Origin of the sequence: Shewanella woodyi ATCC 51908 (genome assembly GCF_000019525.1) — a bacterium.
GTDB lineage: Bacteria > Pseudomonadota > Gammaproteobacteria > Enterobacterales > Shewanellaceae > Shewanella > Shewanella woodyi.
Genome location: NC_010506.1, coordinates 1,482,539 through 1,496,845, shown reverse-complemented (window position 1 = coordinate 1,496,845; position 14,307 = coordinate 1,482,539). Strand labels below are relative to the sequence as shown.

At 44.8% G+C, this 14,307-nt stretch carries 13 protein-coding genes and 1 tRNA gene; 6 read left to right on the top strand and 8 right to left on the bottom strand.

Annotation, left to right across the window (positions count from 1 at the left end; genetic code table 11):
* Positions 1–113: 113 nt before the first annotated feature.
* From SWOO_RS05920 to folB, 5 genes are all read right to left on the bottom strand, one after another.
* A complete protein-coding gene (locus tag SWOO_RS05920; RefSeq protein ID WP_012323802.1) occupies positions 114–1,019 on the bottom strand; it encodes a L,D-transpeptidase family protein in 906 nt (301 codons plus the stop codon).
* An 81-nt stretch (positions 1,020–1,100) separates the two neighbouring features.
* Positions 1,101–1,979 (bottom strand): class I SAM-dependent methyltransferase, encoded by an 879-nt coding sequence (locus SWOO_RS05915; RefSeq protein WP_012323801.1) that lies wholly within the window; start codon positions 1,977–1,979, stop codon positions 1,101–1,103.
* A 27-nt stretch (positions 1,980–2,006) separates the two neighbouring features.
* Positions 2,007–2,807 (bottom strand): undecaprenyl-diphosphate phosphatase, encoded by an 801-nt coding sequence (locus SWOO_RS05910; RefSeq protein WP_012323800.1) that lies wholly within the window; start codon positions 2,805–2,807, stop codon positions 2,007–2,009.
* A 51-nt stretch (positions 2,808–2,858) separates the two neighbouring features.
* A complete protein-coding gene (gene folK / locus SWOO_RS05905; protein WP_012323799.1) occupies positions 2,859–3,365 on the bottom strand; it encodes a 2-amino-4-hydroxy-6-hydroxymethyldihydropteridine diphosphokinase in 507 nt (168 codons plus the stop codon).
* The gene (gene folB, locus SWOO_RS05900) at positions 3,365–3,718 is read right to left on the bottom strand and encodes a dihydroneopterin aldolase (RefSeq protein WP_012323798.1); all 354 of its coding nucleotides are present in this window, start codon (positions 3,716–3,718) and stop codon (positions 3,365–3,367) included. The genes folK and folB overlap by 1 nt, the downstream gene beginning before the upstream one ends.
* A gap of 371 nt (positions 3,719–4,089) precedes the next feature.
* Between folB and plsY the strand changes: the two genes are divergently transcribed.
* A complete protein-coding gene (plsY, locus tag SWOO_RS05895; RefSeq protein WP_012323797.1) occupies positions 4,090–4,698 on the top strand; it encodes a glycerol-3-phosphate 1-O-acyltransferase PlsY in 609 nt (202 codons plus the stop codon).
* Positions 4,699–4,831: 133 nt separating this feature from the next.
* Here plsY and tsaD read toward each other — a convergent pair whose 3' ends face one another.
* A complete protein-coding gene (gene tsaD / locus SWOO_RS05890; RefSeq protein ID WP_012323796.1) occupies positions 4,832–5,845 on the bottom strand; it encodes a tRNA (adenosine(37)-N6)-threonylcarbamoyltransferase complex transferase subunit TsaD in 1,014 nt (337 codons plus the stop codon).
* 389 nt (positions 5,846–6,234) lie between these two features.
* Between tsaD and rpsU the strand changes: the two genes are divergently transcribed.
* The 5 genes from rpsU to SWOO_RS05865 all read left to right on the top strand — a co-directional run bounded on the left by rpsU (position 6,235) and on the right by SWOO_RS05865 (position 10,987).
* Positions 6,235–6,450, top strand: a complete 216-nt coding sequence (gene rpsU / locus SWOO_RS05885; protein ID WP_012323795.1) for a 30S ribosomal protein S21 — start codon at positions 6,235–6,237, stop codon at positions 6,448–6,450.
* A gap of 6 nt (positions 6,451–6,456) precedes the next feature.
* Complete coding sequence (locus tag SWOO_RS05880; protein WP_012323794.1) at positions 6,457–6,900, top strand: GatB/YqeY domain-containing protein; 444 nt, start codon at positions 6,457–6,459, stop codon at positions 6,898–6,900.
* Positions 6,901–6,996: 96 nt separating this feature from the next.
* Complete coding sequence (gene dnaG, locus SWOO_RS05875; RefSeq protein ID WP_012323793.1) at positions 6,997–8,724, top strand: DNA primase; 1,728 nt, start codon at positions 6,997–6,999, stop codon at positions 8,722–8,724.
* 125 nt (positions 8,725–8,849) lie between these two features.
* Complete coding sequence (gene rpoD, locus SWOO_RS05870; RefSeq protein WP_012323792.1) at positions 8,850–10,685, top strand: RNA polymerase sigma factor RpoD; 1,836 nt, start codon at positions 8,850–8,852, stop codon at positions 10,683–10,685.
* A gap of 225 nt (positions 10,686–10,910) precedes the next feature.
* Positions 10,911–10,987 (top strand) — tRNA-Ile (locus tag SWOO_RS05865).
* Positions 10,988–12,077: 1,090 nt separating this feature from the next.
* Here SWOO_RS05865 and SWOO_RS05860 read toward each other — a convergent pair.
* A complete protein-coding gene (locus tag SWOO_RS05860) occupies positions 12,078–12,449 on the bottom strand; it encodes a hypothetical protein (RefSeq protein WP_012323791.1) in 372 nt (123 codons plus the stop codon).
* 97 nt (positions 12,450–12,546) lie between these two features.
* The gene (locus tag SWOO_RS05855) at positions 12,547–14,247 is read right to left on the bottom strand and encodes a hypothetical protein (protein ID WP_012323790.1); all 1,701 of its coding nucleotides are present in this window, start codon (positions 14,245–14,247) and stop codon (positions 12,547–12,549) included.
* Between the last annotated feature and the right edge of the window lie 60 nt (positions 14,248–14,307).

Sequence of the window (14,307 nt, the reverse complement as noted above, 5' to 3'; positions counted from 1 at the left end):
TTATATAGTCACTGCCAACATACCAAGAATCCCAGCAAATTCAACTGCTATCGAGACACAAAAAAGCGCTCCTTAGAGCGCTTAATGAAATCGTTATGTCATACCCGCTGCTATTACAAGCTGATATTAATCGGTAATCCATCTTGAGCCAGCAGAGCATCATTGGCTTTAAAGCTATCTACACTCTCTTGACTGATAAACTTAACAATCCCAGCGGTCAAACTTACGACCTTCTCTCTACTGGCATCTAACTCTGACTTTGACAGCGCAGAGTGCACCTCAATGATCTGCTCTCCATCAGGCTCAGAAGAGGTTTTCACTGTCTGGTTGATAATTCTAACTGAGTCGCCATATTTAGCCTGATGGAATAACCACTCAATATCATCTGGGTTTAGACGGATACAACCAGAGCTAACACGCATGCCGATCCCAAAATCTTTATTGGTACCGTGAATAAGGTAGCTGCCATCGCCGTAGGAGAGCTGCATTGCATATTTCCCCAGCGGATTGTCTGGCCCTGCAGGCACAATACGTGGAAGCACTTCACCACGCTCCTCTAGATGATCTTTACGAATACTTGCAGGTGGCGTCCAGCTTGGATTAGGGATCCTAGATTTAATCTTAGTGACCATCTCAGGGGTTTCGCGACCAATACGCCCTATTCCAACAGGGAAAACATGAACCTCTTTACCATTTTTAGGAAAGTAGTAGAGGCGTAGTTCAGGCAGGTTAATCACAATCCCAGTACGTGGAACATCTGGCAACAGCATCTGAGTTGGGATAACAAGCTTAGTGCCTACATCAGGCAGAAATGGATCCACACCAGGGTTGGTTTCCATTAACTCCAAAATGCCTATGTTGTACTGTTTAGCTATCGTTTGAAAGAAGTCACCCTTAACAACAGTATGCATCTGGATCTCGCCAATAAGGCGACTACCATTTTCCGGCAATGTGTACACATTTGCCAACGCAACAGAGGGGATTAAGCTTATAATGAACCACAAGAAAACTCGCATCATAGTTAACTCTACTTCCTAATTTAATACCATAAAACTGGTTTAACGCTTAATAAGGCGATGAACCGACCCATGCATTAATGACTATCTCTTCTTAGACAGAGTAATCATGAAATCTATTTCAAGTTTATCAAATGAACTTGAAGCTAGTTGCTTGCGTACCTTCTCATTCGCTCTCCACGCATAAGGTGTCATCTCCAGCAGAGCCAAAGCCTGAGCACCATCAACACAGAGCGTAAAACTCACCTGCTCAGTGTGCAACAGCTCAAGCTCTGCAGACTTAGGCAAATTAACCGCTTTTTCGGTGAGATCCGGATACACATGAGACTTTATTTGCCAAAGATGACGCGGAGCTGGCGATACCTGAATCAGGTATCCACCGGGCTTTAAAACCCGAATCAACTCTTTGCCCTTAAGCTGCTTATCAATTAAGGTTATCAGCTCAAAGCTCTCATCGACAAAAGGTAACCGCTTTAATGTGCTTACGATAAACGTGCTGTCGTTTTGCTCATCTCCCTCTTCAAGCAAAGAGTTAGCTTCAGCTTGAATCTTCGCCGCCGAAAACAGCGCGTTTTCAGCTTCAGTGATCCCATAAGCACTCATCTGCGAAGCGATGCCTTGCCCTTCGGGGCTCTGAGCAAGCAGCGCTTTAATCGCTCTTAAATAGTAGCCTTCACCACAATCATAATCTAAGTAGCTTATCTCGCCTGTCGCCAAGTCAGCCTTACGGATCATCGCTTCGACATTATCAACCACAGGTTGAAAAATCCCCGACTCTAACAAGAAACGCTTAGCTCTCATCACTTGTCTAGAGTCTATCTGGGGCTTTTTAGCCTGACTGAAGATCCAGTAACCATTTTCATGCTTATCAAGGTGGTGTTTCTTAGCGCAGTGCAAGCCACCAGAGGCCTCATGAATTAACAGAGGCTGATCGCACACAGGACACAGGTAAAGACTTTTCATGATTTCTCTTTTATATACCAATTGGTATTACATAAATATAAAGGCACATAGGAGCGCCCCAAGCGCCAAACGGTAGATAACAAATGGTGTCATCCCCATACGGCTAATGATTTTTAAAAATAGATGAATACAGGTATATGCAGCCACAAATGACACACCTACACCCAATGCCAATGAGGAGTAATCGATGACATGGCCGCTCTCAAACAGATCTTTACTCATCAAAATAGCCGCACCTAAAATAACCGGTATCGACATAAGAAAGGAGAAACGAGCTGCCGCTTCACGATTTAGCCCTAACATAAGCGCGGCTGTAATGGTTGCGCCAGAGCGTGAAGTACCGGGTATGAGTGCCAACGCTTGAGCAAAACCGATTAAAAGGGCTTTCTTCCAGCCAGTCTGATATTCAGTCAATTCACAACGGGACATTCTATCAGCCCACCAAAGTAGCAGACCAAACAAAACCGTCGTGATGGCGATAACCCCAGGGCCTCGCAGATAGACCTCTATCATATCTTTGAGGGCAAAACCTAAGATAACAGCGGGGAGAGTGGCTAAGATAATCCACCAAGCAAGTTTACTGTCATCACTCTTCTGTCCTTTAAAAATACTGGCTAGCCAAGAGGTCAGCAGTGAGACCACCTCTTTACGAAAATAGAGCACCACCGCCAACAAAGAGCCAATATGTACAGCAACATCGAAGGCTAAACCTTGATCTTCCCAGCCTAAAATCTGCGAAGGCAAAATAAGGTGCGCCGAACTCGAAATGGGCAAAAACTCGGTCAAGCCTTGAATAAGCGCTAAAATGATGACCTGAAACGTATCCATGAATATCCTTTAAATTAAAACTTATGTTCCGGAAAATTAAACACTTTGATGTTAACTTGATGCCATCTGCGGACAGGTGAATGGAATGGTCCACAACTTTTGACGCCTTTTATCATACTCATCCCACAGCGACTGATAACTTTGGCCTGTCACAGGGTGGATCAATTGAGGTGCTATCTCAGCCAGCGGCCACAACACAAAGGCGTTGGTTAAAATTTCAGCTCTAGGTAACTCAACAGGCTCTTGGCAAACAAGGTCATCATAAAGCAGCAGATCAAGATCTAAGCTTCTTGCAGAAAACTTCTTCGCACCGGGAATACGGCCATTTTCCTGCTCTATCTTCTTAAACACAGCCACCACCTCAGAGATACTTAACTCCGTATCCGCTGCGACCACCATATTTAAAAAGTTACACCCTTCAAAACCCACCGCTTCACTCTCAAAAACCGATGAGCATAGCAAGTTACTAAAATGATAACTCAGCTCACTTAACGCGGCCTTAATGTAGTGTTCAGGCTCAATATTACTACCTAAGCTGATAAATATTCTTGCGCTCATTAAGCGTGGCCTCGCTCTATCTCTACACCCACAGCCGCAGCTGTTGGAACCGCCCCGGGCTTCATAATGGTCACTTTAACCCAAGGAACATTAAACTCAGTCAACAGGCAGTTTGCTATCATCTCAGCCACGGTTTCAATAAGCTCAATAGGCTTCTGCGTAATCAAAGCAGTTAAGCGGTTAGAAACCGTTTCATAACAGAGCGCATGCTGGTAATCATCGGTAGCCGCTGCCATTTTGTTATCCCAAGCCATATCAAGATCGACCAATAGAGTCTGGTGGATCTGCTTTTCCCACTCATAGATCCCGATAATGGTTTCAATTTTTAACTGCCTGATTAATACCCTATCCATGACAACCTCCATGGTTAATTTCTAAAAAATAACAACAGTTCATAGTATGTCCAATGTGATCTCATCGGCTTTATCTCTAATGAAATCTCAATACTTAAGTGTCATTCACTGAGGTCAGATAAGCTAAATCGGATAAAGAAGATATAATCCCAATCTAATCAGTGATATTGTCTAGCCTCTGCTGAAAGACCTCAATCAGGAAATTTCAACAGAAAAGGGAGAAAATATCCCGCAAATACAATTAATTTCATGTTAGTCCCAATATTTTTAGCGCCTAACTCGCTCACTCTACTCCCTCGGGTAGTGCAAGATAAATGTAGGCTAAAAATATTGTGGCGCGATGATACCTTAAGAAGGATAAGGAAACCAATTTGACCATAACCGCACTTACTTTAGGAATGATTTTGTCCGCTTATCTTGCCGGGTCAATCTCTAGTGCCGTGCTTGTGTGTCGCTTAAGAGGTTTACCCGATCCAAGAACTCAAGGTTCTGGCAATCCAGGGGCCACCAATGTACTGCGTATTGGCGGCGTCAGCTCCGCTGCGCTAGTGCTGTTTTTCGATATGCTAAAAGGTGCCCTACCCGCTTATATCGCTTTCCGGTTGGGATTAGACTCAGTCTCCTTAGGCATCATTGCTATCGCCGCTTGCCTTGGTCATATCTTTCCCATCTTCTTCCACTTTAAAGGCGGTAAAGGTGTTGCTACTGCGTTCGGTGCTATGGCTCCCATCGGCCCTGAACTAGCTCTACTATTAATGGGAAGCTGGGTCTTAATGGTGCTTATCTGCAGATACTCCTCGTTAGCCGCCATTGTCACCGCGCTATTAGCGCCTTTCTATACCTGGTATCTGGACGACAGGTTTGTGCTCCCCGTCGCCATGTTATCGGCCTTGATCATTATCAGGCACAAAGAGAACATTCAAAGGTTACTGAAAGGCGAAGAGTCAAAGTTTTCAAGAAAGAAAACCCCTAAGACCTAGGTTCTAGGTTCTAGGTTCTAGGTTCTAGGTTCTAGGTTCTAGGTTCTAGGTTCTGTATACATAAAAACACCCCGCCTTATAAAAGACGGGGTGTTTTTATTGCTTACAGATTATATCTCGTAGCTTATCGGCATTACACCGGTGGCAGTGTATCCAATGGCCAGCGCGGTATCCCCTTTACGCCAAGATCATCAGTTTGACCCGCCTTTAACCTTTGTAAACCTGCGTAAGCGATCATCGCGCCATTATCGGTACAGAACTCACCTCTAGGGTAATAAACCTTACCGCCAAGAGAGGTCATCATCTCAGCCAATGAGCTACGCAAACGAGTATTAGCACTCACGCCGCCAGCAATCACTAAGTTTTTATAACCGGTCTGCTTTAATGCACGTCGACACTTAATCGACAAGGTATCGACCACAGCTTCTTCAAAGGCTAAAGCGATATTGGCACGGGTCTGCTCATCATCTGACTCAGCAGCAATGGTATTGGCCGCAAAGGTTTTTAATCCAGAGAAGCTGAAGTTCAACCCAGGTTTATCTGTCATAGGACGTGGGAAGCGGTAATGGCCGCTTTCGCCTTTTGCAGCTAACTTAGCCAAACGTGGTCCGCCTGGATAATCTAGCCCCATCAATTTCGCGGTTTTATCAAACGCTTCACCTGCCGCATCATCAACCGACTCGCCGAGGACTTCATATTTACCTATGCCTTCGACAGCAACCAACATGGAGTGACCGCCAGAAACCAGTAGTGCAAGAAATGGAAATGCAGGCACATCATCTTCGAGCATAGGCGCAAGCAGATGCCCCTCCATGTGATGTACGCCAATCGCGGGTTTATCCCAGGAGTAAGCCAGCGCTCTTCCCATACATGCACCGACAAGCAGCGCTCCCACTAAACCAGGCCCCTTGGTATAAGCCACGCCATCGATATCATCTAATGTGCAGTTGGCATCAGCAAGCGCCTGCTTAACGAGCGGAACGATTTTTCTAACGTGATCTCTCGAAGCCAGCTCAGGGACAACACCGCCGTAATCGGCGTGCAGCTTTACCTGACTGTACAATGTATGTGACAACAGGCCCTGCTCATCATCATAAACAGCCACCCCAGTTTCATCGCAAGATGTTTCAATACCTAAAACCCGCATCATATCCCGTCAAGCAGTCAAAATAGGGCGCCAATTCTACCCGCAGTTGCCCCCTTATTCCAATATATTCCCGCCTACGACACACGCGAGAGCGACAAAAGAGCGTTTAACGGCACAAGAAACCATTAATTAAACATAAGATATTGACCCTTAACCCACTAAAAATAGTGCTATTTCAAAGTAGTGAACTAACCCTCAAATCTAGGTTTATTGCGCTTGCTATTTGGACTAGGCTTAAATAAGATCAAAAGTTGGCCGAAAGATCTCTATTTGGATCGCAATATAGGCTTTACAAAGTGGTCGAACTCGGTATAGAATTCCGCACCATTTTTAAATTAACTAGAGTCAAGCAATTGACTCCAACAACTACACCTAAGGGGTGATGGCGTATGCCAATAATTAAAGTACGCGATAACGAACCATTTGACGTAGCTCTACGTCGTTTTAAGCGCTCTTGTGAGAAAGCTGGTATCTTAGCTGATGTTCGTGCTCGTGAGTTTTACGAAAAGCCAACAACTGCACGTAAGCGTGCTAAAGCCGCTGCTGTTAAGCGTCTTGCTAAGAAACTTTCACGCGAAAACGCTCGTCGCGTACGTTTATACTAATCTCTTATGAGCCTAGTTGATCAGCTAAAAGACCAAATGAAACAAGCCATGCGTGCCAAAGAAAAGGTGAGCTTGGGGACGATTCGTATGGCACTGGCCGCCATCAAGCAGATTGAAGTGGATACCCGCGAAACTCTAACTGATGATCAGGCTATAGCGGTCTTAACCAAAATGGTTAAACAGCGTCGCGATTCAATTGCACAATATAGTGCAGCTGGACGTGACGAACTAGCAGCAATTGAAGCAGACGAAATCAAGGTTCTTGAAGACTTTCTGCCTCAACCTCTTTCAGAAGAGGAAATTGCTCAGCTAGTTGATGCAAGCATCACTGAGATGGGTGCATCCTCCATGGCGGATATGGGTAAAGTAATGGGAGCGTTAAAACCTAAGGTCTTAGGCAGAGCGGACATGGCGGCAATTGGCGCTATGATCAGAGCAAAACTTAAGTAACTTATGTTTAATGCGTGAATAAGCCGTGCTCTTGCGCGGCTTGTTTGTTTATATTGTTTATGTTTTTTCTTCGCGAAAGGCGTTATTTACTGACTAATGGCGATACCTCGTGATTTTATCAATGAGCTAGTAGCTCGAATTGACATAGTCGATCTAATCGACGCAAAAGTACCCCTAAAAAAGGCGGGTAAGAACCACTCTGCCTGTTGCCCTTTTCACAGCGAAAAATCCCCCTCTTTTACCGTAAGCCGGGATAAACAGTTCTACCATTGCTTCGGTTGTGGTGCACATGGCAACGTCATTGATTTCGTCATGGAATATGACAGGCTAGACTTTATCGATGCCATTGAAGATCTCGCTGGACAACTTGGTGTAGAAGTCCCAAGAGAGAAAGGAACAGGGCCAAGACGCGACGAAGGATTAAGTCGTGATCTGTATCAATTAATGGAAGAAGCGAGTCTGTACTTTCAGAATCAGCTTAGACAAAATAATGATAAACAAAAGGTTCTTGATTATTTAGCACATCGAGGACTCTCCAATGACGTGGTCGAACACTTCAATATTGGATTTGCACCCGACGGCTGGGACGGTTTACTAAGCCGCTACCGCCAAAGTCAGGATGCACAAGATAAACTTCTCACCGCTGGTATGGTGATAGAGAACGATAACGGCAAACGTTACGATAGATTTAGGGACAGATTAATGTTCCCAATTCGTGACAGAAGAGGCCGAGTTATCGGTTTTGGTGGTCGAGTTTTAGGCGATGGTACGCCAAAGTACTTGAATTCTCCAGAAACGCCCATATTTCATAAGGGCAATGAACTCTATGGTCTCTATGAGCTGAAACAAAAGCACAGAGATCCGCAAAAAGTGCTCATTGTCGAAGGCTATATGGATGTGGTTGCACTGGCTCAATTTGGTGTCGACTACGCCGTGGCATCATTAGGTACATCGACAACCGCTGATCAATTTCAGCTATTGCTACGTAGTGCCAAAGAGGTTGTCTGCTGTTATGACGGCGACAGAGCTGGAACAGAGGCCGCTTGGCGAGCTCTGGAAACAGCACTCCCCCTGCTAAAACCAGGTAATCAGGTGAAGTTTATGTTTCTACCTGAAGGTGAAGACCCTGATACTATGGTCCGTCAGGTGGGAAAAGAGGTATTTGAAAATCAGATTGAAGAAGCCAAACTACTGCCCGAGTTTCTATTTGAAACCTTAGCCGCACAATATGGCTCAGACAAAGGCACGTTAGCTAAACAGGCAATCAAGCTGATTGAAAAGATTCAAGACACGGTCTTACAAAGTTTACTGCTAGAGAACCTAGCTTATAAACTGGGTATGAACAGTGCTGAAGAGCTAAAAAGGAAGCTGGGCTTCTCTAGTAAAGAGCAAGCAAAACCGCTTCAAACAAAAGCATTAAAAGGACGAGGAACCCCATTGCGATTAGCCATCGCCTTGCTAGTACAAAATCCTCTTTTAGGTGAAGGTTTGCCAGAGCAACCAGCACTGAAACACATAAAGATGGCCGGCATAGAGTTGCTGACCCTGTTATTAGACATAACCCGTGTACAGGTAAAAAACAGCGCACAACTACTTGAGCAGTTTAGGGGAGATGAGCAACTCAGCACCCTAAAAAAACTGACCCAATGGGACCATCAAGTGGCGGATGAAAACCTGCAACTCGAGTTTAGAAAAACCCTGATCTGGTTGAACAACCAATATATTGAACAACGATATCAGGAATTGAGTCTAAAACAGAACCATACTAAAGAAGAAAGGATACAGCTGACTAAGCTTATCGCTGTCATAAAAGGGCTGAAATAAGGCATACCCTGCCTCAAAAGTAAGCATTTTGGACTAGCACACTGAAACACACAAGGCTATAATTGACGATTTGCGCGGCAATCAATGCGCATCGTTTTAACTGTTACCCAACTTGGATGATATCTATGGAGCAAACTCCTCAGTCGCAACTTAAATTGTTGCTTGCCAAAGGTAAAGAGCAAGGTTACTTAACCTATGCAGAAGTGAACGATCACTTGCCTGCAGATATGGTCGATGCTGATCAGATCGAAGATATTGTCCAGATGATCAACGACATGGGTATTCGCGTCTATGAACAGGCGCCGGATGCTGATGAGATGATGATGTCTGAAGACAGCACCGATGATGATGCTGCTGAAGAAGCTGCTGCTGCACTTGCAACAGTAGAGGCCGAGCTAGGCCGTACAACTGACCCAGTTCGTATGTATATGCGTGAGATGGGTACTGTTGAACTTCTTACCCGTGAAGGCGAGATTGTTATCGCTAAGCGTATTGAAGAGGGGATCAACACAGTTCAGGCATCGGTTGCTGAATACCCACAAGCGATCGCGATGATCCTTGAGCAGTATGACCGCTACGAAGCTGAAGAGATCCGCCTATCGGACATTATCTCAGGTTTTGTTGACCCAAATGCTGAAGATGTTGCGCCAACAGCTACCCACGTCGGTTCAGAACTTTCAGATGAAGATCTGGACGATGAAGATGATGAAGATAGCGAAGATGATGAAGATGAAGAGGAAGGCCCAAAAGGTCCAGATCCTGAAGAAGCGAAAGAGCGCTTTACTCAACTTCGTGAAGCTCATGAGAACACACTTAGAGTTATCAACCTAAAAGGCCGTGGACACCCAGAGTCTACCTTAGCTCTTTTTGAGATCGGTGAGATTTTCAAAGAGTTCCGCTTAATGCCTAAGCAGTTTGACCGCTTAGTGAAAAGCATGCGCGCCATGATGGACAGAGTGCGTGTTCAAGAACGCCTCATCATGAAGCTGTGTGTTGAACAAGCTAAGATGCCGAAGAAAAACTTCGTTAAAGGTTATACCTCTGACGAAAGCAGCATCGCATGGTTTGATGAAGAACTTGCATCGAAAAAGCCTTATGTTGAAGGTTTAGAGATGGTTGAGCCTGATGTTCGACGTTGTCGTGCAAAGCTTGATGCGATAGAAAAAGAGACTGGACTTGCGATTGCGGCTATCAAAGATATCAACCGTCGTATGTCAATCGGTGAAGCTAAAGCTCGCCGTGCTAAGAAAGAGATGGTTGAAGCTAACTTACGTCTAGTTATCTCAATCGCCAAAAAGTACACCAACCGTGGCCTACAGTTCTTGGATCTTATCCAGGAAGGTAACATTGGTCTAATGAAAGCGGTTGATAAGTTTGAATACCGTCGTGGTTACAAGTTCTCGACCTATGCAACTTGGTGGATCCGTCAGGCGATCACTCGCTCAATTGCTGACCAAGCAAGAACGATCCGTATTCCAGTGCACATGATTGAGACAATCAACAAGCTAAACCGTATCTCTCGTCAAATGCTACAAGAGATGGGTCGTGAGCCCTCTCCTGAAGAGTTGGCAGAACGCATGTTGATGCCTGAAGATAAGATCCGTAAGGTCCTTAAGATTGCTAAAGAGCCAATCTCAATGGAAACCCCTATCGGTGATGATGAAGATTCGCACTTAGGTGATTTCATCGAAGATACTACGCTTGAGCTACCTTTAGACTCAGCAACAGGCGAAAGCTTGAAGAACGCTACTCACGAAGTCTTAGCAGGCCTAACGGCTCGTGAAGCTAAAGTACTGCGTATGCGTTTTGGTATCGACATGAACACTGACCACACGCTTGAAGAGGTAGGTAAGCAGTTTGACGTAACACGTGAGCGTATTCGTCAGATTGAAGCTAAGGCGCTGCGTAAGCTACGTCACCCTTCTCGCTCAGAGATCTTAAAATCTTTCCTAGACGAGTAGTCCTCAGTCTCAGATAGATAAACAGTAAAAACCTGCCCACTCGGCAGGTTTTTTTATATTTAAGCCTCTATTTTAAAACTGATCCTGAACTAGAAAATGGACATATCGTTTAACAGATAAGCAGTTGAGTTCAAAGTTGCAATTTCTTATCAAATCACAGGTGACAAGCAGATTTAAACCTCGTATACTTCTGTTCGCTTTCGGTAGTGACGACTTCCTTAAGTAGGCCCCTTAGCTCAGTTGGTTAGAGCATACGACTCATAATCGTCAGGTCCCCAGTTCGAGTCTGGGAGGGGCCACCAATTTAAAACAAAAAAGCCTACCTTGTGTAGGCTTTTTTGTGTCTGGAACATTTATGCCACACCCCATGGATGGATAAGCCGCTTGAAGAGATTCATAAGGCTTTTGTGTACAGGATGTACTTATCCCGAATGCCATGGATGGCATAAGAGGGATTCATGTCTGGAATTTACTCTAGCCTTCGAATGAAGACTGATTACATTTTCTGGCTTAGCTTCTGGCTGAGTTTGGTGTTGGATCTGATTATTGAAGGTTGAACCTTCATTGCTGTTTATCACCTGCGGTGGGCGTATGTGCAGATACTTCTGTGACACGCTGCAAGTACGTCCCTGTAAGCTCGACGACAGCATCCTTGCTGTCAACGGCCACAGCCGCATCTGCACCTGTTAATGTTCCTCTTCGATTTTACTTTATTTGTGTAAGTTGCTAACACAAGAAATGCATCAAAACTAACTAGCTGGTAAGACCCTAGTTATCTAGACACTAACTTAGACACCCAAAAATATTTCTAGAATCGAAACTCGTAGCTGCATCCACACTGACTGATTTACGAGAAACTTACCTCTCCTCTTTTTCTTCTCTTTTGCCTCTCTCCGAGAACTTCGAGTACTCCGTGGTAAATAGCTTTTTCGTTTGGTTTAAGAAAAGACGGGACACTCATGTATTTTATGATGAACGAACAGAGGTTTGCTGGGTATTACACGGTTAACAACTAACTTAAACACCTAAGATTATTCCTGAAATAGAAGCTCGTAGCCGCATCCACACAGGCTGATTTTCGAGAAAGTTGTTTCTCCGATTTAGCTCCTCTTTTGCTTATCTCCGAGAGCTTCGTGTCCTCCGTGGTAAATAGCTTTTTCGTTTGGTTAAAGAAAAGACGGGACAATCATGTATTTTGTGATGAACGAACAGAGGTTTGCTGGGGATTAAACGGTTAACAACTAACTTAGGCACCCAAAGTTATCTCTAGAATCGAAACTCGTAGCCGCATCCACACAGACTGATTTTCAAGAAATTTACCTCTCCGATTTAGCTCCTCTTTTGCTTCTCTCCGAGAGCTTCGTGTCCTCCGTGGTAAATCGCTTTTTCTGTCTAGGAGCTTGGGGGCTGCTCAATATACTTAAGGAAAATATATCTAGACTTACCTGATGAAGTTTTCATCATTCTGCGTAACTGTACTTTAGTGTTAACTTTCACAATATCTTTAGTCGGCACTCTAACATATACCAACTTATTTTCAGTAGGCACCTCAACGATAAGATAATTTGTATGGCCTTCATCATGAAGTTTAGTATGACGGTTTACTACATGCCCTATTACGTATGTTCCTTTAGTTTCAGCCCTATTGACTATAAAAGAAACAATTACTGCAATAGTTACAAGAGCAAAGAAAAAGTAGATAAACTGTTTAAATTTTTTATTTCTTAATTCTGAATCTAGCTTCTGCTTAATGGTCTCTCTCATATTCGCTGTTCACCTGTAGTGGCACACAAAATTACCACCTGATTAGACTGCCCCATACTCAAGCAGCACCTCTAACGTAAGCCTGAACGCATACCTGTTACTGGGGCTGCGGAAGTTGTTCCCACAATGACCGGCCTTTCTCTAGCCAGCTATCTTGCTGCTCTTCTTCCAATGCCTCCAGACGACGTTGGCCTATTTGTTTATACTGCTCAGGATGAAACGACAGGGCATACCAGATTAGTCCTGCGTAGGTTGGAGAGCCATGTTCATCAACCCGGGTTGAGACCCGTTGTGGTGTGGATGGTGTTAGGTCACCCAAACGCGGTCTTTGCTGTAAGCTGATTTCCAGCTTTTGAATTTGAGTATTCAATATTGCGATGTCCCAGGCTGGGCGGGCATCAAAACTGCCACTTTCAACCGGTAGCGCTTGCCTGAGCGATTCAGGTAATGGAGCGAGTAACCCAAGAATATAGGCTTGTTTCTGAATATCCTTGTCCTGGCGAGGCAGGATAGCAAATCGTTCAATGGCATAATGATCTTGCCAATATAGCTTTGCCAGCCTTTGCGCCAGTTGGCTATCGATTGCCACTCCCGCAACTGTTAACTCCTCAAGTAAGGGGATCGGTGACAATATGCCTTCCTCAACCAATGTCATTCTCGCTTGCAGAACATGGGGGTTAGTAACCTTGAGTTGTTCTCTCAATGGTGCAGATTTTTCAGGATAGTCTTTGACGAGCGTGATGTAGTCAGCTTTTGATATAGTGTTTTCTATCCACCACCCTTGATAAATACCAAGCAGAGGGTTAAGGGTTGTCATTTGACGGTGACTTGTCATTGGCAGGTACTCAAGAAAGTACTGTTTGACCGAGTCGTCCCACCACTCAGCAGATATAAAATGACCAAGTTGAGTCAGCGCCTGCTCCTGCAGGCCTACCAGTCTGTCAATCGATGCCTGTTGCTCGACCGAAAATACATCGGCGCTCTTCACACAATCCAATAGATAACTGGCATTTTCTCCTTGAGTGAGAGGAGATGAATAAACCAGTAAGTTCAACGGAGAGTATTCAGGGCCGACAAGTGTTGGGTAATATTTGGGAAGATCGCACCAGCCAGATGCCAGCGTCATAAATTGTGCTTCAGATAAACTGGATTGGCGCAGTAACTCCAGCGCCATTAGCTGTTGAGTACGTGTAAGGGGGAGGTTCTGCACTGGGTAACTCATGCCAGACAACTCCTTTTTAAACAAGCTCAACTCTTCTGTGGTTTGCAGCTTAGGGAGTTGGGCAATCAACTGTTGGGACAGTTGCACCATGGCCTGTTGATTTGCCCCGATAATGGTTTGTTGTATGAGGGTGCTGGACAACATGCTGATGGTGTCCGACTTGATTCGAACAAGTTGGCCATGAGGTCTGCTGTAAAACATATCTATCTGCCATGCGCCCTGGTGATAAAAGCTCACCTGATCCAGCGTGACCGTATCGGCCGTTAACATATCCAGCAGATAAAATGGTAGGACGATAATGCATGCGGGGGAGTGTCCGCATCCTCCACCGCCACTGCTTTGGTTGAAGCTGCGCTCTTGAATTTTAATTTCCAGCTGTTGGTGTTTGGCGTAGCTCTCTACTGCATCTAAGGTGATGGGGAGTTCATATCGGCTTTGAAATTGCCATTGGCTGCCATCGGCAATGGGTATTGAATGTGTTTGATACTCTTCAAGCTGAATTTGTATCTCGAATTCCGTTGCGGATAATTCAACGCCGGTTAACAAGAACAGCAGAAATGGTAGGGACTTCAGCAATCGATATACCTCAACACGCAATAGTTAGTTAACTAAGGCAGCTAAAATAGCTGCTTTGAC

Bases quoted from the DNA above. Each gene is read 5' to 3' on its own strand.
- SWOO_RS05915 (WP_012323801.1), bottom strand. From the start codon at position 1,979: ATGAAAAGTCTTTACCTGTGTCCTGTGTGCGATCAGCCTCTGTTAATT.
- rpoD (WP_012323792.1), top strand. From the start codon at position 8,850: ATGGAGCAAACTCCTCAGTCGCAACTTAAATTGTTGCTTGCCAAAGGT.
- SWOO_RS05920 (WP_012323802.1), bottom strand. From the start codon at position 1,019: ATGATGCGAGTTTTCTTGTGGTTCATTATAAGCTTAATCCCCTCTGTT.
- rpsU (WP_012323795.1), top strand. From the start codon at position 6,235: ATGCCAATAATTAAAGTACGCGATAACGAACCATTTGACGTAGCTCTA.
- folB (WP_012323798.1), bottom strand. From the start codon at position 3,718: ATGGATAGGGTATTAATCAGGCAGTTAAAAATTGAAACCATTATCGGG.
- tsaD (WP_012323796.1), bottom strand. From the start codon at position 5,845: ATGCGGGTTTTAGGTATTGAAACATCTTGCGATGAAACTGGGGTGGCT.
- SWOO_RS05860 (WP_012323791.1), bottom strand. From the start codon at position 12,449: ATGAGAGAGACCATTAAGCAGAAGCTAGATTCAGAATTAAGAAATAAA.
- dnaG (WP_012323793.1), top strand. From the start codon at position 6,997: ATGGCGATACCTCGTGATTTTATCAATGAGCTAGTAGCTCGAATTGAC.
- SWOO_RS05880 (WP_012323794.1), top strand. From the start codon at position 6,457: ATGAGCCTAGTTGATCAGCTAAAAGACCAAATGAAACAAGCCATGCGT.
- SWOO_RS05910 (WP_012323800.1), bottom strand. From the start codon at position 2,807: ATGGATACGTTTCAGGTCATCATTTTAGCGCTTATTCAAGGCTTGACC.
- folK (WP_012323799.1), bottom strand. From the start codon at position 3,365: ATGAGCGCAAGAATATTTATCAGCTTAGGTAGTAATATTGAGCCTGAA.